17 protein-coding genes are annotated in these 21,074 nt (G+C 46.4%); 3 read left to right on the top strand and 14 right to left on the bottom strand.

The features are described from left to right. Window positions 1-189: 189 nt before the first annotated feature. From ACLHR0_RS19125 to ACLHR0_RS19070, 12 genes are all read right to left on the bottom strand, one after another. Window positions 190-3,492: a carboxypeptidase regulatory-like domain-containing protein gene (locus ACLHR0_RS19125; RefSeq protein ID WP_436488740.1), complete on the bottom strand. Its 3,303-nt coding sequence runs from the start codon at window positions 3,490-3,492 to the stop codon at window positions 190-192. Between the two features lie 12 nt (window positions 3,493-3,504). Then, on the bottom strand, window positions 3,505-4,440 hold the full coding sequence (locus tag ACLHR0_RS19120) for a fasciclin domain-containing protein (protein WP_436488738.1): 936 nt from the start codon (window positions 4,438-4,440) through the stop codon (window positions 3,505-3,507). Window positions 4,441-4,453: 13 nt separating this feature from the next. Continuing rightward, a complete protein-coding gene (locus tag ACLHR0_RS19115) occupies window positions 4,454-5,494 on the bottom strand; it encodes a fasciclin domain-containing protein (RefSeq protein ID WP_436488736.1) in 1,041 nt (346 codons plus the stop codon). Between the two features lie 7 nt (window positions 5,495-5,501). Beyond that, window positions 5,502-6,716, bottom strand: coding sequence for a fasciclin domain-containing protein (locus ACLHR0_RS19110; RefSeq protein ID WP_436488734.1), 1,215 nt, complete (start codon window positions 6,714-6,716; stop codon window positions 5,502-5,504). An 18-nt stretch (window positions 6,717-6,734) separates the two neighbouring features. Beyond that, a complete protein-coding gene (locus ACLHR0_RS19105) occupies window positions 6,735-7,766 on the bottom strand; it encodes a fasciclin domain-containing protein (RefSeq protein ID WP_436488732.1) in 1,032 nt (343 codons plus the stop codon). Between the two features lie 11 nt (window positions 7,767-7,777). Next, on the bottom strand, window positions 7,778-9,031 hold the full coding sequence (locus tag ACLHR0_RS19100; RefSeq protein WP_436488731.1) for a hypothetical protein: 1,254 nt from the start codon (window positions 9,029-9,031) through the stop codon (window positions 7,778-7,780). 5 nt (window positions 9,032-9,036) lie between these two features. Next, window positions 9,037-10,854 (bottom strand): hypothetical protein, encoded by a 1,818-nt coding sequence (locus ACLHR0_RS19095; protein ID WP_436488729.1) that lies wholly within the window; start codon window positions 10,852-10,854, stop codon window positions 9,037-9,039. Window positions 10,855-10,859: 5 nt separating this feature from the next. Further along, window positions 10,860-14,300, bottom strand: coding sequence for a carboxypeptidase-like regulatory domain-containing protein (locus tag ACLHR0_RS19090; RefSeq protein ID WP_436488727.1), 3,441 nt, complete (start codon window positions 14,298-14,300; stop codon window positions 10,860-10,862). 78 nt (window positions 14,301-14,378) lie between these two features. Continuing rightward, window positions 14,379-15,359: a FecR family protein gene (locus ACLHR0_RS19085; RefSeq protein WP_436488725.1), complete on the bottom strand. Its 981-nt coding sequence runs from the start codon at window positions 15,357-15,359 to the stop codon at window positions 14,379-14,381. A 129-nt stretch (window positions 15,360-15,488) separates the two neighbouring features. Continuing rightward, window positions 15,489-16,055 (bottom strand): RNA polymerase sigma factor, encoded by a 567-nt coding sequence (locus ACLHR0_RS19080; RefSeq protein ID WP_436488723.1) that lies wholly within the window; start codon window positions 16,053-16,055, stop codon window positions 15,489-15,491. Between the two features lie 102 nt (window positions 16,056-16,157). Further along, window positions 16,158-16,613: a MaoC family dehydratase gene (locus ACLHR0_RS19075; RefSeq protein WP_370911817.1), complete on the bottom strand. Its 456-nt coding sequence runs from the start codon at window positions 16,611-16,613 to the stop codon at window positions 16,158-16,160. 195 nt (window positions 16,614-16,808) lie between these two features. After that, entirely contained in the window at window positions 16,809-17,198 is a 390-nt protein-coding gene (locus ACLHR0_RS19070; RefSeq protein WP_436488721.1) for a nuclear transport factor 2 family protein, read from the bottom strand. A gap of 175 nt (window positions 17,199-17,373) precedes the next feature. On the opposite strand from ACLHR0_RS19070, the gene ACLHR0_RS19065 reads away from it, so the two are divergent. Beyond that, window positions 17,374-17,703, top strand: coding sequence for a winged helix-turn-helix transcriptional regulator (locus ACLHR0_RS19065; RefSeq protein WP_436488719.1), 330 nt, complete (start codon window positions 17,374-17,376; stop codon window positions 17,701-17,703). Window positions 17,704-17,730: 27 nt separating this feature from the next. Here the strand turns inward: ACLHR0_RS19065 and ACLHR0_RS19060 are convergent, their stop codons facing one another. Further along, the gene (locus ACLHR0_RS19060; protein WP_436488718.1) at window positions 17,731-18,456 is read right to left on the bottom strand and encodes a LytR/AlgR family response regulator transcription factor; all 726 of its coding nucleotides are present in this window, start codon (window positions 18,454-18,456) and stop codon (window positions 17,731-17,733) included. Beyond that, a complete protein-coding gene (locus tag ACLHR0_RS19055) occupies window positions 18,453-19,532 on the bottom strand; it encodes a sensor histidine kinase (RefSeq protein WP_436488716.1) in 1,080 nt (359 codons plus the stop codon). Before ACLHR0_RS19055 ends, ACLHR0_RS19060 begins: the two co-directional genes overlap by 4 nt. 241 nt (window positions 19,533-19,773) lie before the next feature. Between ACLHR0_RS19055 and ACLHR0_RS19050 the strand changes: the two genes are divergently transcribed. Together ACLHR0_RS19050 and ACLHR0_RS19045 are read left to right on the top strand one after the other, a co-directional pair. After that, window positions 19,774-20,799, top strand: coding sequence for a hypothetical protein (locus tag ACLHR0_RS19050; RefSeq protein WP_436488714.1), 1,026 nt, complete (start codon window positions 19,774-19,776; stop codon window positions 20,797-20,799). A gap of 89 nt (window positions 20,800-20,888) precedes the next feature. Beyond that, on the top strand, window positions 20,889-21,047 hold the full coding sequence (locus ACLHR0_RS19045; RefSeq protein WP_436488713.1) for a hypothetical protein: 159 nt from the start codon (window positions 20,889-20,891) through the stop codon (window positions 21,045-21,047). Window positions 21,048-21,074: the final 27 nt, after the last annotated feature.

The raw sequence follows: 21,074 nt of genomic DNA, 5'->3' as shown, positions 1-21,074 counted from the left end.
CAGGAGATTCTATATTCGAAGATCAACTCACTGCCAAGTGATATGGATGCAGTTATTAACTGAGATACAGGGAATAGACAAAGTCATCATTGCCCGTCCTGACAGCAGCCCACTAGTAAAGAACCGGCGGGCTGCTGTCAGGCAAGTCTATCATTTTGGCTGCTGATCTTCACGGACTACATGCGCTTATCAAAATGAATACCGCGCGCCCACCTGCATTTGCCACCTCGATGCAAATGGATCCACAGAATAAGGCTTACCGGGATTTACGAACTGGTAAATCGGGTAACTCTGGGAGGATTTGGCAGGTACATAAGGCAATAATCCTACGCTTGAAGTAGAGTTATAGGTATTGGGAGAAAAATAAGCTTTGCCCCAGTTTGCATTCAGCAGGTTGGTAACGTTCATAATATCCAGGCTAAAGGTGATGGTCTTTACTTTGGATGGATCATTAGCGTATGTATTCAAATGAAGGTCCTGTGCAAAATGAAAGTCGGCACTGGCATTCCAGGGTGTTCTGCCCGCATTTCGCTCGGTGAATGATCCTCTCCGGGAGCGCAGATATTTGTTGCCATCAATAAACGCATCAAAGGCAGCCGCCTGCTCCCCCGCGGTTTGCGTTTCAGTAGGCGCAAAGAAATTAATAGTCTCCTCTTTTGCGGGTATATAGGCCAGTGATACCTGCTGTGGTGTATTCTGCGGTGTATAGTTCACGAAGCCATAAGTAAAAGGCGATCCTGATTGTGCAGATACAAACAGGGAAAAAGAGCTTACCCATGTTTTATTCCAGGCCTTGCGGTAGTTGATATTACCCACTATCCGGTGGCGGATATCAAAGTTGGAATAAGCCAACTGCGGGTCATTTGGATTCAGTGCCTGGTTCAGTTGCCAGTTAGATTCGAAAGAGTTACGGATGCCATTGGCCACGTCCTTGGATTGCCCATAGGTATAAGCCAGTGAAAAACCGAAGCCGGATTGAAAAGCACGGGCTACCTGCCCGGTAATACTGTAACGGTATCCCTTAGAAGTATTGGACATTTCATACGCATTGGCAAACTGTGGGTTCAGGTTGTTCTGCCCGGGGAATACCGGTTGATACTGATGATTCACGGCCGAATCAAAAACGGCATAAGTGGGACGGTCTGTAAGGTTAATTTGCTGGAACATTACATCCTTGATCGTTTTGGTATAAATCGCTTCAAGGGTATATTTAAAACCATTTTTATCCTTAAAATCAACTGCCAGGCTTCCACGCAATACCTTTGGCATAACAAAGCTGTTATCTATCACATCCACCTGTGTTTTGCCGGCATTTTTATCCGTTATCACCTGCCCGTTATTACCCGCAAAATCACCAATGCCGTGGCCTGGTTGGTGTTGCATGGGATCTCCCTGGAAAATATAAGGCGGGTTGCCATCCGTTTTCTGATCGTAGGCGCCATAGGTGTCGCCATTGTTATAAAAGGCATATCCTAACCAGGCAAACGGGATCCGCGAAGTGAACATACCCACACCGCCTCTCAGCACCAGCGACTGGTCGCCATAAGCATCAAAACGGAAACCAATCCTGGGAGAGATCTGTATCTTGCCCAGGTAGCCACCGGTTATCTGGTTCAGCGGCGTATAAGTATAAGTGGTGCCAAATGAAGGATCCGTAAAAGCATTGCGGGTCTTATCGCTTAATATTTGTTTAGTGGGCACGTTTGCCAGGTCAAAGCGGAGGCCTTTGGTCAAAGTAAAACGGTCTGTAAGCTGTACTTCATCCTGGATATATGCGCTGTAGAAATTAACGTTAAACACTGCGACCGGGTTTGCCATTATATAATCGCGGCTGTTATTTACATAGTTGTAGCTGCCTTGTACGCGTTCAGGGTTGTTGTTCAAAAAGTCGTCTATGCTTTGGTAGGTAACCCTGCCATTCCATGAGTTTACAAAACCATAATTAATCCGGTACAATTCATTGTGCGTACCGATGGTAAGGGTGTGTTTACCCAGGTTCCATACCAGGTTGTCTGTGATCTCTATAGTGCGCTGGCGCTGGTTGAATATAGAAGCTTCCCTGTCTGTGCCAAAGAAAATAGTGGTTCCCGGTGTACGGCCCACGATCTGTACCTGCGGAAACGAAGCATCACTTAGCGGTGTACGATAGTCATGAATACTGGTAAATCCTACGATGGCATTGTTGGAGAAATTGTTGTTAAACCGTGTCTTCAGCTCCGCTACCGTAGAGGTCTGATTATTGAACTGCTCATACGCAATGCTGCCAAAGCGAAAATCAAACTGGTCGCGTTCCATATTAATGGCTTTGGAGCGTATAGTATTGTTGCGGATCGCCAGCTGGTTCCGGTCATTAATGTTCCAGTCAAGGCGGTTAAAGTACTTCTCTGAGTTGGCGTATGCATTGTAAATACCTGCCGTACCGGGATCAAAGTTATAGTGATGAACACTATAGTCGATAATGCTTTGTGCATCCGCCATGCTGAGAATGCCGTTGGCAGACGGGCTGCCGGCTACCTGTTGTATGGGGTCTTGCCGGCGGGTAATTTCTTCATTGGTAAAAAAGAACAGTTTGTTTTTAATGATGGGGAAACCTACCCTGAACCCTGCCTGGTAGTCATGAAAATCTGATGGCATTTTTGTATTAAGTTCAGAGCCGGTATGGTCTGGTCCTACCAGCGTGGCATTCCTGCCATAAGCGTATACGGAACCATGCACTTCATTGCTGCCGGAGCGGCTAACGGCGTTGATGCTGCCGCCGGTGAAGTTACCAATCTTCACATCATAGGGCGCCAGGTATACCTGCATATCTTCAATAGCATCCAGGGAAATAGCATTGGTGCGGGTGGATGAACCAGGCATACCGGAAGAACCGGTTTGTCCGCCAATAGAAGGGCTAAAGCCAATAGCGTCATTGTTAACAGCACCGTCAATTGTTACATTGTTATAACGGAAACTGGTGCCGGCAAAAGAGTTGTCCTTTGTGCTTTGCGGTACTGCCTTTGTAATATCTGTAATGCTGCGTGAAATGGTGGGTTGATTGCGAACCTGGTCGCGGCCGATATTCTGCCCTGCGCCAAAGTTATTGGCCTTTGGTCCCGTCTTTTGCCCTTTGATGGTTACACCGGATAAATTGCGGGCATTATCTGTTAATACAAAGTTTACCATCATCGTTTCGCCAAGGGCAATTTGCGCAATGTTACTGGTTTCCTTATTCATGCCGAGGAAGGTTACTTCAATGACATAGGGTCCTCCTACCCGCATGCCGGGCAGGTTATAACGGCCATCGGTGCTGGTAACGGTGCCATATTTTGTGCCTGAAGCGGTATGCACCGCTTTTACAGTAGCACCGGGCAACGGCTGCCCGGAAGCATCCTTTATCTGCCCGCGTAAACCTGCGCTGGTTTCCTGCGCGGCCACCCGGCTACTGTAAAAACAAAACAGCAAACAAAGGCAGCTGCATATAAAATATTTTATAGTGTAGTTGTGTTTCATTGCAATCAATTATTATCTGAGTAAAATAACCTGGTCCACTACATGTAATACGCCATTGGTACCCATAACATCCGGCTGTATGATATGTATAGGTGCTACGTTGCCGGAGGCGAACATGGTAAATCCATCCGCATTCACATAAAAACCATCATACCAGAATGAATATCCACCTATGAAATCGGCGGTAAACAACCGGGGGCTGCGCACCATGTTCTGCAGTGGCGCCTGCAGCAGGGAAAGGTCTGCGTTATAAATGGCATCCAGGTCCACATATCCTATTTTCCGGTAAGCATCATTTACAGGGGCAAACACCAGGCGACCCCGCTGATCACCGGCTGTAGCCACCTGAGTTGCATAACCAGTGCGGTCCAGAACGGCTGCAAAGAAAGTGAGGTCCGGTTGCTGCCGTATCCAATCCATCAGGTTAGTGGATTGGGGAAAAGGTACCCTTGCCAGCTCGTGTAAAACGCCATCTGCCAGGGTGCTGCTGCCTTGTGGCAGTAATGGTATACCATTGAAGAAAATGCCATAATAGTTTTTATTGAGCCTCGGCCTTAATGAAGGATGCCTGGTCAGCATATCCTGTGAATAAAACCCTATCAATGTGCTGCTGCTAATGCGCCCGTACAACATACCGTATTTCAGCACCAGGGCCAGCGAATCGGGGTTGTATTTATTAATGCTGTCGAGCGTAAGCCCGGCATTGATAAAGGCGGAATCCACGGGTGCAAATACCGTATAAGGTCCTCCATCAGCAAATGTTGCAGCATCCAGCATACCTGCACGTTTCAGGGCTGCCTGATAGAGACTGAGCTCTTTTTTTTCCAGGAGCGCTTTAAACAGGGAGGCGCCGGCGCCATTGGTATATACCGGCTTATCTTTGGTGCAGGATACCGCCAGCAGGAAAGACAGGCAGCACAGCAACAGTGGTATGTATTTCATTTTCATGAATAAGCAAATTTTAGGGAATAAGCACCTGGTTAATAATATGGATAACCCCGTTGCCGCAGGGCATGTTGGCATTGTTTGAAGCGGGTGAATATTGCGGAGGTATTGCTATTGCTGCGGGCTGGCCGTTATTGCCGGCGCCCAGGAAGGTAACGGCTTTGAACCCCGGGGGATTACCTCCAATCTGTACTTTACCTCCGTTCAGCGTACTGATACCATCCGGGTGAACAGTGGCATGCCGGTAAAGGTCTCCTTCAAAATACCGTCCTTTGATAATGTGATATTGCAGCAATGCGGACAACTTTACCGGGTCTGCGCTCAGTATACCATCCAGGGTATTAATATTCATACCTGCGATGACAGCCTGCTGGAAAGCGGTGTTCGATGGCACCAGCACTGTATATTCATCGCTGCCTGAAAGCAGCGCTGTAAGACCGGCACGTTGCATGGCAGCGGCGAATAAGGCGGTAGTAGTATCACTGCGTATTGCAGCAGCGGTGGTAGCATATAGCTCAGGGTTTAACAGCTGCGGCAGCACCTGTATAAAACCGTTTGAAGCGGCATTATCCCGGCTTACCAACCGGAAACCATTTACGGTTACTACTGTATCGCCGGCTTCTTCGAACGTTTTCACGTATACGTTGCCGCCGCCGGTTGTTTTATATACCTGTACTGTATTCAACGGAAGACTGCCGAAGGCAACAGGTTCCGGAAGAATGGAATAACGCATGGCCTGCTGTAACCAACCGGGTGTAAAAAATTGAAAGCTATAGGGATTTACAGGGTAGTTAACTCCCTGCCGGCTAAAGGCCGTATTATCGGGCGCCAGTACCGTATAAGGACCGGGCTTAGCCACGGTGTCCAGCATTCCGGTAGCGCTTAAGGCGGCGTATAATACCCCGAAGCTGAAGTTATCTTTCAATATATATTTGATGGTGCTGCCATCCTGCTCCGTACCGGGAGCAGGCGCATCTTCTTTACCACAGCCAGCGATCCCCAGTGCCAGCAGCAGGATAAAAAACACCTGGCGGCGTAAACAGTTTGTAATAGTCATATGCTGCTTAATTTATGATGGGATAAAAAAGTTTATTGATCTTGCACAATGAACCGTTGGCAACCGTGTAGACTCCATTGCGCGGCAAAGGCCAGGAAGGATCAGCAGGATCAGTACTGTATTTCACATGCGCTTCCCCATTAACATTTGAAAAAGTAAGCGGCAGCCTGTATCGCACAACAGCATCCAGCACTTCACCTGTTCCGCCTGTGTAGGTGTTCAGTTTGCCGTTATTGAATACAGGATTCAACAGGTCGTTGTAAAAAATCCTTACTGTACTTTGGGTGTAATAGAAGCTGCTGGCAAGTGGTCCGTTAAAAATGATATGCCTTTTAAGGACAGAATCCAGCGGTGAAAAATAGAAGGTGATAAAATCGTTGGGATCAAGCCCCACAAAAGTGCTGTTTGCATAGGTGCGGATGTCATCCGTGGTATGAAAGCCAGCATCTTCAAACGCCTTGTTGGTAGGCGCCAAAATAGTGGGATACATGCCGGTCAGCGTCTTATCTCCAAAAAAAGCGATATCCCCCGAAAGGTAATTGACAGCTAGTATACTGTCTTCCAATAACAGCGCCTGGTAATACATGCTAAGATCCGGATCATTTTTAATGATATCCAGCAGGGTAATGCTGCCTGTAATCTCAGTTGCCAGGGCGTTCACGGGATAAATATAACCGTTGGTAGCCGGTATCGCTGTCCCTTCTTTTTTTACCGGCATACCATTAAAGTACAGCTGATCATCTTCCTTCACATACAGCGGCGCATACTGGTAAGTCGCTGCCCCGCCAGGTTTTGTGATCAATGTTTTTCTCAGTGTAAGCAAATAGGTGGCTGTTACCGGCTGGGAAAGGGATTGATCGTCCAATGAGCCGGAGACTACCTGGTAGCTGACCAACCTGCGCAGGCTGTCGATATTCATTTTATCAATCGCCGTTTCATCCAGGCCCGCTGCTTTCATGGCTGCATCTGTAGGCGCAAATATCGTATAACCGCTTCCGTTATTTATTTCCTGCTCCAGGGAAAGGCGTTTGAATGCCCGGTTAAACAGCTGAAGCGAGTTTTCCTGTGCCAGGGTGCCTGCCAGGTCTGTTCCCTTAAAAGGAATGGAAACGGCGGGTGTTACCGGTGCATCCGAAGCCTTTAAACAGGCGTTCAATGCAGTAACAACACAGCATGCCAGCAATACCAGTTTTATTTTTATATAAATAGATGAAGATGTCATGGTATTTTTTCTGATTGTTTAAGGATTAATTCTTGCGCTGTCCGGCATCATTATCAAACCATTCAGGCCATGCACTACTCCATTGCCGGCGAGATGATCACTGTTAATGAAACCTGCAGGAGGGCCATAGATATAAGGGTCTCCCCAGTAAGGCGGTCCTACAATGTCCAGTATCCGTTTGTAACTAAGAGGCCAGATGCCAAAGGAGCCGGCGTTTATTGCCTGAAGAAACTCCGGTGTGAGAATACCTGGCTGTGAATTACTGAGCGGTGCATCCAGCAGGTCAGTAGTAAAGAAGCGATGGTCTTTTACTATGTAAGCAGTCACCATTGTCTGCCTATAATGGGCAGGATTCAATTCTTCCTCAATAATACCATACTGATCAAACAGCTCATTGGCCGGGGCCATTATAGTAAGCGCCCCTGGTTTTCCCATCTGTTCCCACATACCAAATTCCTTCAGGGCATGTACGAAATAGCTGTATTGCGGATCTTTATCCAACACTTCCTGCACGGAAGCAGCCGGGTAGTATAAAACACGGCTAAGCGCATGCATAAGCCCATTCCTGGCCAGTATATCGGTTTTACTGACGGCTACGCCATTAATGTGCAGGATATTGGCGGTAAGACTTTGAAATTGCCTGGGGCCTGGTATGGGCACCCCCATATATACCGGCAGCCCTGCCAATGTTTCATATGGGAAGTTAATGGCCTGAGGTATGGCTGTATAATTAACCCGGGCAGGGATAATATGATAACGCAGCAGTTTTGCCAGTGATGCCGTATCTATACCAGCGAGACTATCGGCACTGATGCCGGAAGCTGCAAATGCATTGTTATCCGGTACCAGCAAAGTAAACGGCCCGTCACCCTCCAGTGTTTTGTCCAGCCCCGTTCGTTGCAGGGCACTAAAGAACATGCTGAAGTTATAGTTGTTCTTCAGAATGGTGAGCAGTGGCCTGTCGCCACCAGTCGCCTGCGGCGCATCCGCCGGTTCTTTTACACAGGCCGTTATCAAAAAAAATAAGAATAAAAAATATAAGTACTTCATGATCATTCATTTTAAGGTATCTGTTCAAATCCCCGCACTATCTGCATCATATACACGCGGTCGTAAACAATTTCCATGATATTCACCGTGGGATACACATGGTAAGTCCCCTTGTTATTTACCACCAGGTTTAGATTAGGCAGATAATTCTTTACGTTCGTAGTAACCACGTTATAGTTATTATATACAGCAGGATTTGCAGAGCAGTTCGTTTTAAACAGGCTTCCATATGCCGGCACATCAGCATCCAGGTACTGGAATCTGAAGTAAGGCAAAGTGCCCTGCCTGGCAGGCTCTGGTGTCATAACGTCAACGTACGTACGCAGCAAACCCTGGTAAAAAAAGTCGCTTTGTGGCAACATAGGCAGCGGGTGATAGGAAATTGTGGTATCCATACGGGTACTGAGTGTGGTTAAATAGGTATTATCGTACCCCGGTACCGGCGTGTAAAACACGTTGCCTGAAGCCTGCGACGCAGGGTCATTATAACGCAGGTAGGATCCTGTTACTTTTACCCTCTCCGGAAAAACGTTCATAAAACCATTGCGTGCATCTTCCGTTTTTTCGCCGGAAAGATTCACAAAGCCCACATAGAGCTTATTGGGTTCAAATGCCTGGTGAATAAACTGCTCCTTCCTGATATAAAGGCCATATTTGCCATTGTCCAGATCCCGGGAAATCACTTCCAGCGTATATACTTCTCCTTTCTCCAGCATGATGGTTGTATCCAGCAGGATACCACTGCGGATGGAAGCAGACAAATCTTTAAATACAATACCGTTCTGCGGTCTTATCACAAACATGATCCTGTGTTTACCGGAAGGCACCTGTGCCCACGCCGATAAATCAAAGCCATTGATTACCGGGGCGGTAAGTATGTGCGCATTGCCCGGATACTCATACTTAACCGGCGTAAGATTAGGCGCGTCAGGATGAGGAAGCGGTCCGCCAGTGGTATTGTTGCCCACTGAGCTGTTAGCTTCATTGGCGGCATAGGATAAGCTGAACAATTGCCGGGTACCGAGGAAATCGCCTACTACAGTAGCATCTGTTGGTATGCCGGCAGCATCTGTTTTTGGATCCATTAAAAACGTAAGGAATGGCGTCACCTGCTGCCCATGTGCAAAGTCCAGGGTTGGTGTAAGATTATTGAATACCCGTATAAAGGCAGGATCCTTTACCTGCGGTTCAATCTCATATTTCTTACACCCCGGCCAGGCGGTTGCGCATAAGCCCGCGAAGAGTATGGAGATATATCTTTTCATATACACTACTTGTTATGTTTAATGACGATGATCCTGGCCTTTTCAGCTGCAGGAGCAGTTTTAGACGTTCTTCCCACCACAGCCACCGTGTATACACCTGTTTCCGGTTGTTTAAAGCGGGGGTCGGTATACAAGTGATCATTGGCAATAAAGGCCTGCCTGGTGTCCAGCGGCATTATATCCGGCAACACAGTGCCGGGTACTTCCGGCAGCGGACCAGCTACCGACCGGTAAACCCGGATCTGCCGCGGGAAATAGCCGAGCTCTGAATTGCCATTGGGATTATCGGGCTGATAAGGCGCAATGAATGGCAGGGAGTAAATCATTGACACATCCTGAAGCGGTTGCACGCAGGAAGGCAGGTTCACATAAGCAGCGGGATAACGCATGGTATCCCGGAAGCTGACGCCATCAACGGGTAAAAAAAGCTGGTAATCGTTGGTGAACGTAGCATAAGGCAGATCAGGGCTCAGGTTAAGGAATCTGGACTCCCAGGCGTATGGATACCGTGTTCTGCGCGGTGTACCATTGGTACCGTCGTCCGGAATAACACCGCCTCCAGCGCCGTTGGGATGATAAGTGGCGGTATAGACGGTGCCTGTCATTTCATTGGCTTCAAATAGCAACCCCGGCTCACCGTTTGGCTGCTCGTAAGCCCATACGGTGTAATGATCTCCGGGGTAGAGGTTAATACTTTTCCTAACCAGTTCCCTGCCGGATGCATCCATTACCTGCACCTGGTGATTACCTTGTACATACATATCCCCCGGAGGCTGTACCGCTTTTTCAGGGGTCGTTTGCCCGATATAGTCCAGCTGCCCGCCAAGCGGCTTGCCATCCACCAATATTGTTACCTGTTTACCAGGGATTGCATTCACAGCCTGCATACGGGCATATACATAATTTACTCCCGGATTCAGCTCTGTTATCAGCCGGTAACCGTTTGTGATTAAACTACCGTTCTGCAGGTCGCAGGTAAGCGTTTTGTAGAAGTTCTCCGTAATAACAATGCTGTATACACCACCGGCCTTAAACGTACGCAGCTGCGGCATAATACCCTGCTGTATATTGTCCGAAGGATTGCAGGAGTTGTAATAAGGCTGCAGCGGCCTTTCCGCCAGCTGCTTTGTTACATCTATACCAGCGCCCCTGGCCAGAAATACTTTAAACTGGTAGGCACCATAAGGCAGCTCTGCATAGGCGGTAATTTTGCCGGAGGCTACATTGTTCAACAAGGGATTTACCTCAGTGCCATCCGCATAGGTTAAAGAAACCGCGCCATTAAGTCCCGTTACATTGCTTGCCGGATTGCCCAGGTTAATAATCCGTACTTTAAAATATCCTGCACGGGCAGGCGGTATGTTATCCCGTTCCAGCACTTTCAGGCTGTTGTCTCTCATCAGGTAGTAATCCTTCGGATGCACCACATCGCCTGCAATAACGGTATCCAGAATGGGAGTACCGGCTAAACTACTCAACACGATGTGTGCTTTCCCTTCTTTATCCAGCAAGCTGACAGGCACTGAGAAGGGATTGCCGTTATCGCCACTGGTCCAGATGCCGGAGGGAAAAAGCAATAACCCCAGCGTGGTACCGCCACCGGCGCTGCCGCCGGTTTGTCTGAAAGCCGTTAACGGCACATTATTGATGGCTACTTCGGTTCCTTCAATCGCTGCGCTGGCAAAGTTGAACATGCGGATACTCGAAGCGGAGCTGTTGGTAACATCCAGCAGGGGTATCTTACTATCTTCTTTTATTTTCATACACCCTCCTGCCAGCATACCAACCAGTAGCAGTGATACAAGCGTAAAATTCTTCTTCATATACATCAGAATAATTTATAGGTAAGGCCCAGTGAAAACTCTGCTCCTTTGTGATATTGACGATAGATATATTCAGTGCCATAATACTTCCCGTAGTTACCCGGGTTTGTATACACCTGCTTAAATGCGGGATCAAAAATGTTCTTGGCAAAACCTTTGGCCAGCCACTTTTTACCCAGGCGTTGGCTGAACACCAGGTCGAGCACCGGAGCGGGCCTGTCATACAAGTCGGGTGTACCATCGAGCTGCACCTGTATCAGTCTTGCGCCAACCATATTAAAGCTGCCGGTGATGTTGGTGCCCGACTGCGTATTGGCATAATCCAGGTAAACATTCACCGCATAGGGCGCCTGTTCAAATACAGGGCTGGTGGCCGGGGAGCGCCGATCATTGATGCGCGAAGCATCCAGGCGTTCGGGGTTCTTATCAATCGTGCTCACATCCAGCAATATATTAGTGCCGATAAACAGGTATTTCAATGGCCTCCATAATTTGCCCAGGTCTCTCCTCGCCTCTAACTCTAAACCATATACTTTACCGTTATTAGGATCGTTCTGGTAGATGATGAGCGGAAACTCCGGAGCGGTAGACTGGTTACCTTGTGACTGGTAAATGAATACGCGCTGCAAAGGATTAAGAATGGTTTTGGTGAACAGGGATGCGGATAATACTTCGCCTGGTGCCGTGAACCATTCCCACCGGAAATCGGCACTCCTGGTGGTTTGGTTTTTCAACCCCGGATTACCGCCGATGACGGCAAACTGGAAAGGATCAAACTCGTATACGTTAGTAAGCTCCCGCAGCTCCGGCCTTGCCAGCGAAGTGCTGTAGCCCAGCCTGAAATTCATATCCCGGATACCGGAGTATACCAGGTTGGCGGAATAATAAGGTTTATAGGTACTCACATAACGGGTATGCGGCGTTTGGGTGCTGTAACTCACCGAGGCATTGGGTAAACCGGTAAGTGCATTCAGGTTCTGCGGAACAAATACATCCGCCGTATCTACATTGGCTTCAATATCGGTAGATTCAAAACGCACCCCGCCTGTAATGCGGATGTCCTTCTGCACATGAGCATCCAGCATACCATAAAAAGCGCGTGTTTCATAATATCCTTTATAGTTATTTGGTGCTTTCTTTACCTGGTACAGGAAACCACCTACTCTTGGCTCGCCTGCACCATCATACCGGGAGGGATTCTGCAAGCCTATGTTGGCAGGAGATACCAGTTGATCTATATTTCCCCTGGCGTCATTCAACAGTTGTATACCGCCACCTCCCAGGGTAGAACCTGGGATACCTAATATATTTTCGGTGAAGTCCCTTTGTCTTCTGAGGTAGTTAGCGCCAAATTTCAATAGCTGATCAAGCCCGCGGGTTTTAAAAGGAAAGCTCAGGTCTGCTTTAACGTTGTAGTTGGTTTCATTCAGCTTGCGGTACTGGCGGCCGTTGGGGTCTGCCACAATAATGTTGCTGTTATCGTTATCCACTCCATGCACCAGGCCACTCACGAAAGCATAGGTATCCTGCCCTACTCCTACTCCGTTAGGATCCTGGAAACGGGTAGTACGCAGGTCCGCCACGTCGGTGGAACGGAAGTCGGGGTCCGTTTGTGTACTCCTGGAGGAACTGAGGTTGTAGCTTAAACGCGGCGACCATGGCTTATCCACGAATTGGTGCTCCCCCTGAAAATTATAAGTATCAAAAGTGCGGTAAGTGATACGGAGCTGGTTGATGATGTTGTACACCGGAAAGTTAAGGCCGGTGTTCTGCCAGGCGCCGGTAAGATTATTGGCCTCGGATTCTGCACCCCTGCTGCCTATGTATTGAGCCTGAATTTCGTTGCGTTTATTGAACTGGTAGGTAAGTCCCAGCAGTCCACCATAGCTCAGTGTATGCGTACCCGTATTTTCGGTATACCTTAAGTAATTATTCAGCCGGCGATAGTTGGGTGTAACGAAAGCAGGTATGTAAAGCGGGTTAAATATGCTGGGCGAACCGGTTACTACTCCCTGGAAAAGGCTGTACTGGTTACGTTGTGCATTATAAATATCGTTGGTGCGCTGGTAGTAATTGGCGCTGGCTATCAACCCCAGTACGTGCCCGTGAAATACCCTGAAAGTATTGCCATAGGATACAGTATATACCTGGTTGGGACTGGCCTTTTGGTATTTGGTAGTAAGCACCGGGTCAAAGCTCTGCATAATCCTGCTTACCCGCATGGCTTCTGCAGCCAGCTCCGGGCTGTTACGGCTCTGAATGAACATTTTCTGTATCTGCGGTAAACCGCCAGGATATTGTTTACCCAGGTCAATAAAATCCGGGCGCAGGTTATGCTTGCTTACCTTTTGTCCGAAGAAGCCGAGGTCATTATTATAGAAACCGTTGTATTGTCCGTTCATGCCTACATTGGAATTGAATCCCACCTGGGCAGTAAATTCCAATACCTGTGTTTCCGGTACTGCTTTTGTTTTCAGCTCTATCAGTCCGGCAGAGGCATCGGCAGGACGGTCGGGTGTGAGCGTTTTATAAATGGTGAGGTTTTCGAGCAAGCCGGCCGGCACCAGGTCTAACGGCACAGCGCTGCGGTCTGGGTTGGAGGAAGAGAGGCGGGCGCCATTTAGTTCTGCCACCACGCTACGGTCACCTAATCCTCTCACGGCTACATATTTTTCATCCGTAATGGTAACCCCTGTAACGCGTTGCAAAGCCTGTGTTGTAGTTAAGCTGGCTGTTTTTTCAATCTGCTGGGCAGAGATGGCGTCAGAAACCACACTGCTGTTTTTTCTTTCCGTCAGTAAGGCCATTTCTGTACCAGCCCTGCGCCTGGCTTCCACGGTAACAGCTCCCAGTGTTTTTGTGTCCTGTTTCAGGCGGATGGCCAGCCGGGTTTTACCGCTTAAAGCAATCATCTGCACAGCGTACCCCACAAAAGATGCTGTTATTACAGCGTTATCATCTGCATACAAAGCAAAGTTGCCTTCATTATCTGTTTGTGTACCGCCGGGAGTACCCTTCACCGCAATGCTGGCGCCAGGTATAGCCTGCCCGGATTGTGCATCACTAACGTGACCGGTAATACGTACTTTTTTACCACTGTTTACTGCTTTTTCAATAAACCAGCCAGCTCCTTTTTTTTCCACGGTAAACGGCAGGTCCCGCAGCAGCATTCTCAGAATATTTTCTACCGGCTGCTGGCGAATATCCTGTGCCGGAATATTAATGCCACTTACATCTTCTTTATGAAAAACGATACTGGCGCCGGATACACTTCTTACTTTGCTGATGGCCTGTTCCAGCGGTCCTTTCTCAACCCGTAGGCTGAACTGTTTGTCCTGTGATTGGGAAAATAACGGATACAACTGCATTAGCAGCAACCATAAGCATAGGGATAAATAACGCGCATAGCGTAGCCTGACGTATTGGAGTAAACGTCTCTTCTTCATACATTTGTTTTTTATTTCCTTTAATTGAAGAGCAACCGCCCTGTTACAGCAGGGCTTTGCTATTTTAGATCAGTATGGTCAATAAACTTCTACGGTGGCATGATTCAGCCACTTGTAATGGCAATTAGCTGTGTTACAAAAAATATTAATGATGTCTTCCGCTGACTGGCGGCTCGTAAAGTTCATATTGGCATTAGCTATCAAATACTGCTGGGCAGGCCCATGCGCAATTACATGAATATTGTAGTAGTTAAACAGCAAAGCCTGCAGCTCCTGCAGCGACATGTTTTCGTACTCCCATTGCCCACGGATCCAGCCCGCTTGTTTATTGGCATCTGCTACTATATCATGCCGACTGCCGCCACCCTGCCGGTTGTATACAACCCGCTCATTACTACTCAGTATTCCCAGCACCGTATCTGCATGTTGCACCTGGATACGGCCGCTTATAACCGTGATCCTTGTTTCCGGCAAATTATCATAACTGCGTATAGTAAAAGAGGTACCCAGTACTTTTGTATGTATTCCCCCGGCGGTATGTATAATAAAAGGATGCGTCTCGTCCTTACTTACATTAAAAAGGGCTTCACCGGTTAACTGCAGCTCCCTGTTCTCACTGAAATCAACCGCATAACTGAGGCTGGAATTAGCGTTCAATATCACTTCAGTACTATCCGGCAACATCACTTTGGATACGGTTCCTTTGGGATTGCTGATCTGCTTATAGGCAATCATTTTCCCGGAACGGGATACCTTATCCCAGCCCCAGAAACCCAGCAATAGCAGCAGGACAGCCGCAGCCTGCCATACAGCTACCTTCCATACCCGGTAACGGAACATGCTTACCAGTAAGCTTCTTTTTACAGGCTGTCCGCTGAAACGTGGGGAGTCCCGGAAGGCCATAAACATGCGGGCCTGGTCCTGCTCGGAAAGGTGCGCCGGTTTCTGTTGCTCGCCGCTTTGCTCAAAGAAACGGGCCAGCAAAGCCTCTTCCTCCGGTGTGCAGCTGCCTTCCAGGTAACGGTCTAACAGCGTTTTAAAACTGGTTTTTTGATACATACTATCTGTGTCAGAAAAAGCTCATTACATTAAGTGCCTTCCTGAAAGAATAGTGTAGAAAAGAAGAAATTGAAGTAGTTGGTGAAACGGGCTTAACATTAAGTTAATATTGCACGCGGCAAGGCAGGATCAGAACAAACGGAGCGCCATGCTATGCAGGCGTTTTTTGATATTTACGAGGTGCTTTTTTACAGTATGTTCTGAAATAATAAGTTGTGTGGCTATTTGCGCTGTATCCATTCCTTCTTCATAATTAAGCTGGTAAATCTTTTTCATTTGAGGGGGCAGCTTCTCTATTTCCCTGCTCATATTGGCTTCCAGCCGGAGCATTTCTGCTTTCACGAAAACTTCGGGGGTGGCGCCGGGCGACTGGTCCAGGTTCAGGAAATGTTCCCATTGCCGCTGGTACTGGTCTGTCCGTCCCTTATCGCGGTTGTAACGGAATGTTTTATAACGGGCTACACTATACAGGTAGGAGAAGATCTTTTTCTGCAATACAATTTGTTTCCGTTGTTCCCATACGCTTAAAAAAACGTCCTGGGTTACATCTTCTGCATCATTGCGGTTATCTATATGCTTAAATACCAGGGCAAAGATTACGTCAACGAAACAACGGTACACGGATTCAAACGCCGCCTTGTCATCTTGCTGGATACGTTGCCATAAGTCCTGATCATTCCAGTCATCCATTTGCATAAATGCAAATATAACGGCTGAATATTACGCTATTATTATCTTTTGGCACCGCTTCCGGCACTGGCACATTGCGTCATATTATTTTGATTTGATAAACTACCATTAAAAATGGTATAAAAACACCACATCACCTGTATAAGCCGGCTTCGCCTTGCCTTTAATACTAAGCGTAGCGCCAATTACTACTTTGGTAACTCCTCTTAAATCGACGATGGAATTGAGTTTCGCTTTCAATTGTACTTCATCGTTTACAAACACCGCCTGACCAAACTTAAACCGCTCTATGCCGTAGTTAATTTCCATTTTAACATTCCGGATGTCTGCAATCTGCTTCCATAAATAAGGAATCAGCGCCAGCGTCAGATAACCATGGGCAATAGTCGTTTTGAATGGCCCTTCATTTTTCGCTCTTTCCTCATTGCAATGGATCCATTGATGATCCAGTGTTGCATCCGCAAATTTGTTGATCTGTTCCTGGTCTATTTTATGCCACTCAGAGCTACCTATTTCTTTACCCTCATACGCTTGATATTCTGCGAAACTGTTTACAATTACCATAATTCTTTCTTTTATTATTATTTATAGATACAAGCGCGCCCAGGCAATAAACTCGCCAGGATAAACGGATTTCCAACTTACTTCTATTTCTTCAAGTATCCAAAACATCAGCCCATTTAATTTGTTAAAAGGGCTTTAGAAAAACAAAAAGTCCGCTACCATAGCGGACTTCCAGTCAAAATAGGCTCTGTTTACTCAGTCCTGCCAGAACATATCTTCCTGCTGCTGGTCGTCTGAAAATAGCCAGACCTGCGTAATTTTCCCTTCTTTAACTTCAAATAAATCGACCCCATTCATGTCTATGCTTTTGCTTCCTTTCGTGGCAGTGAATCGAACCGGGCAGGCTACCAAATTGTCGCTTGCCATCAATGCGCCATTCGGTTTAACAACCAAACTTCCTGCTACATCCTCCATCATTGTTCCAAGCATATTGCCTATTTCTTCCAGGCCGCTTTTAACACCCGAAAATTTATGGTTTCCTGGTTGATGCCACCTGGCATCCGGCGCAAAAACCGAAAAGGCTTTAGGAACGTCTCCTGTTTCAAGCGCTTTAAAGTAGCCTTCAATTATTTCTTTTGATGTCATTTCTTACCGGTTTTAAAAGTGTATAATTTCTATCTATCCCAGGAGTATTTGCCGGATGCTTAAAATCCGGCATTTTTATCGCAGGCATTGCGTAAAGGTATGTATTGCTTACCTTTAGGAAAATACCTACCAACTGGTAGGGTACTTACTTTGTGGTAAGAAATATTGAAAATCAATGGAGAAAAAATCAAAAATTAATCCTAGCGACGAAAACTGCCCCGTAAGGAGAACCCTTGGACTGCTAGGTGGTAAATGGACTTTACTAATATTGTATCAGATCAATGACAGGGTAATAAGATATGGAGATCTAAAAAGAACGATTCCCGGCATCAGCGAAAAAATGCTGATCCAGGAATTAAATGCTTTGGTTAAAAACAAACTGGTGTCCAAAACGGCTTATCCTGAAATTCCGCCAAGGGTTGAATACAGTTTAACTAAGACAGGCTTAAAGGCACTGCCCATCGTTGATAAACTGGCATCCTACGGCCTGGAAAACCTCGTATAATATTCACCGTTTCCACGGCAACCCCGTTTACTCTTCCGGGTTAAGCGAGCCGCCTGAAAAGACGGAAAAGAAATCTCTTTTATACACCTCCCCTATTGGGATCTCTACATCTCCGAGAAATATACTTCGGTGATCAAATGAATCTATATACTTCGAATTCACTACGTAGGATTTGCTAACCCGCAGGAAAAGCTGTTGTGGTAGTTTCTGGTGGATGGTTTTTAAGTTCATGGCAGTAATCAGTTTCTGGTTACCGACATACATGACTACATAGTCTTTCAGCCCCTCAATGAATTTGATATCCGCAAAACTAATCCTGTGGAATTTCCGCTCTGATTTGATCAGTAAGAAGTCAACGGTGTTGGACTCAATAGTGCTTTTCTCGGTATCATCTGAAAGCAGCTTCCGGTATGTCTCCGCTTTATGAATCGCTTTCGCCAGCCTTGATTTTTCAATAGGTTTAAGCAGGTAGTCGATAACGTCCAGCTCGTAACTCTTTAAAGCGTACTGTGGATAGGCCGTGGTGAAAATGGTAAGCGTTTGCCTGGGCAATTGTGCGGCAAACTGTAATCCCGTTACCATCGGCATTTGAATATCGAGGAAAATAAGATCTACCTCATTTTCTTTTAAGAAGTCCAGTGCGGTGGGGGCATTGGAGAATTTCCCCAATATCTCCAGCTGGGATACTTCTTTGATCATTGACTGCATTTGTTCTCTTGCCAATGGCTCATCATCTACAATAATACAGTTCATAACGGTATTGTTAGTTTTACATTATATTCATTCCCGGAAGAAGTGATCTCAAGACCATAATCAGCGCCATATAAAAGTTCAAGCCGCCTCTTAATATTCGCTAATCCCAATCCGCTGTTCTTTTCATCAGAAGGTATATATCCCGGATCTGTGGAATTAACACAACTGAAATAAAGCCTATTCACGTCAACAGCTATGCTGACCCTGATGTAAGACGCAGCCTCACTTATACTCACACTATGCTTCACCGCATTTTCAACAAAGGTAGTGAAAAGATTAGGCGGCAGAAAGATATGATTGAGTACCGTGGCTGCTGTAGGGCTTTCTACACTAACGGTTAGGTTATCTCTCCTGAGTTTTTCCAGGTCAAGGAAATTGGACAGAAAATTTATCTCAGACCTGAGTAATGTTCTTGTCTCGTTGTTCTCATAGAGCTGGTAACGAAGAAATTCGGATAGTTTCATGATAACCATGTCTGCTTTCTCCGGATCGCTGTGCAGCAGCGCCCTGATCCCATTGAGCATATTAAAGAGGAAATGCGGATTGATCTGGTTCCGCAATTCGTTCAGTTCCATTGTCAGGGTGATGCTCTTTAACTCGGCGATCCTTTCATTATCCCGCATCCATCGCTGGAAGAGCTTTATCATGGTGGTGACCAGGATGATGGGGACTAATATAACCGTTCCTTCATAAAACCCCATTTTCCTGTCGGGCATAACCAGGTGCGCCGGCAGTCGCCCGGATGAGGAGAATGCACTCAATAGATTAGCCATCAGTACTACAAACACCGATACCAGCAAAAAAAGCACTATCAGGTATCTTACGTACCGTCCCTTAAAAAAAATCCTGGGCACCAGCACATTCATGTTAACATAACACATCGCCATTATAGATCCATACACACATAGCAGCCGGTAATACCTGTAGGGCCCGGAGTATTCCAATATCTCGTCAGTGCAGAAAATTACAGGAAGGAATCCAATCAATAGTATAGTATGACGCCAAATCCTGTACCGGTCGTCAATGATCAGTTGTATAAGCTTCTTATCCTTTGACTCCCGGAGATCGTTCTTCATAATATTACAGGATGTCTGACATCCCACACAAATATAGAACGATATATCCTACGGCTACCAGAAATTATACAAACCCCCGCTATTCTTCTACCAAATTCCGGCCGGAAAGGATTTGATATAAAATGTAACCGGCTTGGTAGAAAACAGGAAAACTGCGATGGTTTAAATCCTTTCTTTGTTCCGTCTCATCAACGATAAATTTTTTTTCCTGGTCTATCATTAAAAGTATAAAATAAAGAAGATGGATATTTCAAAAAATACCGCGTCATTAGTCGCCGGTTTGCTGACTTTATCGGTAACCGGCTTTTCGCAGACGCCTGACAGCATTCCCGGCGCTGTGAAAGATAGCGCGGATGTGCGCCAACGGGTAGTGGCTTATGCCGCCGATAAATTCACCATTACGCGTCCCTTTAATATAGAGTTTTCCCATTCCGCTCCTTACAACTTTTCTTCGGAGAGAAACGGGAAGTCGTTGCCTGATAATAAGGTCAATAGTTTTTCGCAGGTAAAAGTGAGTACAAATATCAATTTTATAAAAAGAAAAACATGGTTCCTGGGTGCTACTATCGGATATGTGTATACGAATACGGATGCCGGTTTAACAACATCTGTTGGAGGACCAGTTACCACTGTTGAGGGAGATTTCCATTATCTTTTTTCATCTGTCAACTTTACTTATTTTTCCACCTTGTTCAATAAACGAACTATCTATACGTCCAGTATCCTGGTAGATGGCAGTGACAAGCATTTTGAAAGGGTTAGAGGGATAGCGACGGGAACAATGGTCCTGAAAGCCAATCAACGCACAAAAATGACAGCTGGTATCCTCCTCAGTATTGATCCGAGCGCACAAACGCCGGTTATACCAATTTTCTCCTATGAGCATAAATTCAATAACGGACTGGTTGCAGATGTTGTTCTCCCAAAAAGTGCTTACCTGCGAAAGCATGTATTCACCAATGGCCGTGTGTCGCTGGGAGCAGAGATGAACAGAACCTCCTTTTACCTGTACAATATAGACGGTACTTCTCAAAAGTACGAATACAGGCAATTAGATATCAACTCAGGGCTAACCTATGAACATCTTATCGCAAAGTATTTTGTGGTTGCCGCAAAAACAGGTGTGAGGATAACCCCATCCGGCAGGATATTCAGAAAGGAAGATTCATTCGGATCGCCAGTATTCCAGACCAGTCCCGATCCAGGTTTCTATTTTAATGTAGGGGTATCGTTCAACCCTTTTTCGCTGATAGGAAAGAAAAAGTAATGTACAGCAATCACCTTATGACGATGGTAAATGTTTTCAAAACAGATGTTCAATCCGCCGTTGCAGCCGGGAATATAATAAGTGATCTCTTGCAGATATATCCATACCTGAGGATAACCTTTGACCTGGAAGATGAAGACAGGATGATGAGGGTGGAAGGATTTTTCTTTACCGCAGATGATGTTATTAACTGTCTTAAAGAAAATGGTTATCGTGGTATTTATCTGCCAATAGATTTTGATCAGTAGGCATTTTCCGTTATGTATAAAAACTAC

The organism is Chitinophaga sp. ARDCPP14, assembly GCF_051362515.1.
GTDB lineage: Bacteria > Bacteroidota > Bacteroidia > Chitinophagales > Chitinophagaceae > Chitinophaga.
Note: the sequence above shows the minus strand (reverse complement) of the source record. Positions and strands in the feature narration are given on the sequence as shown.

What these genes read in the sequence shown, in the direction of transcription:
- ACLHR0_RS19125 (WP_436488740.1), bottom strand. Translation starts at nt 3,492, where the DNA reads ATGAAACACAACTACACTATAAAATATTTTATATGCAGCTGCCTTTGT.
- ACLHR0_RS19120 (WP_436488738.1), bottom strand. Translation starts at nt 4,440, where the DNA reads ATGAAAATGAAATACATACCACTGTTGCTGTGCTGCCTGTCTTTCCTG.
- ACLHR0_RS19115 (WP_436488736.1), bottom strand. Translation starts at nt 5,494, where the DNA reads ATGACTATTACAAACTGTTTACGCCGCCAGGTGTTTTTTATCCTGCTG.
- ACLHR0_RS19110 (WP_436488734.1), bottom strand. Translation starts at nt 6,716, where the DNA reads ATGACATCTTCATCTATTTATATAAAAATAAAACTGGTATTGCTGGCA.
- ACLHR0_RS19105 (WP_436488732.1), bottom strand. Translation starts at nt 7,766, where the DNA reads ATGAAGTACTTATATTTTTTATTCTTATTTTTTTTGATAACGGCCTGT.
- ACLHR0_RS19100 (WP_436488731.1), bottom strand. Translation starts at nt 9,031, where the DNA reads ATGAAAAGATATATCTCCATACTCTTCGCGGGCTTATGCGCAACCGCC.
- ACLHR0_RS19095 (WP_436488729.1), bottom strand. Translation starts at nt 10,854, where the DNA reads ATGAAGAAGAATTTTACGCTTGTATCACTGCTACTGGTTGGTATGCTG.
- ACLHR0_RS19090 (WP_436488727.1), bottom strand. Translation starts at nt 14,300, where the DNA reads ATGAAGAAGAGACGTTTACTCCAATACGTCAGGCTACGCTATGCGCGT.
- ACLHR0_RS19085 (WP_436488725.1), bottom strand. Translation starts at nt 15,359, where the DNA reads ATGTATCAAAAAACCAGTTTTAAAACGCTGTTAGACCGTTACCTGGAA.
- ACLHR0_RS19080 (WP_436488723.1), bottom strand. Translation starts at nt 16,055, where the DNA reads ATGCAAATGGATGACTGGAATGATCAGGACTTATGGCAACGTATCCAG.
- ACLHR0_RS19075 (WP_370911817.1), bottom strand. Translation starts at nt 16,613, where the DNA reads ATGGTAATTGTAAACAGTTTCGCAGAATATCAAGCGTATGAGGGTAAA.
- ACLHR0_RS19070 (WP_436488721.1), bottom strand. Translation starts at nt 17,198, where the DNA reads ATGACATCAAAAGAAATAATTGAAGGCTACTTTAAAGCGCTTGAAACA.
- ACLHR0_RS19065 (WP_436488719.1), top strand. Translation starts at nt 17,374, where the DNA reads ATGGAGAAAAAATCAAAAATTAATCCTAGCGACGAAAACTGCCCCGTA.
- ACLHR0_RS19060 (WP_436488718.1), bottom strand. Translation starts at nt 18,456, where the DNA reads ATGAACTGTATTATTGTAGATGATGAGCCATTGGCAAGAGAACAAATG.
- ACLHR0_RS19055 (WP_436488716.1), bottom strand. Translation starts at nt 19,532, where the DNA reads ATGAAGAACGATCTCCGGGAGTCAAAGGATAAGAAGCTTATACAACTG.
- ACLHR0_RS19050 (WP_436488714.1), top strand. Translation starts at nt 19,774, where the DNA reads ATGGATATTTCAAAAAATACCGCGTCATTAGTCGCCGGTTTGCTGACT.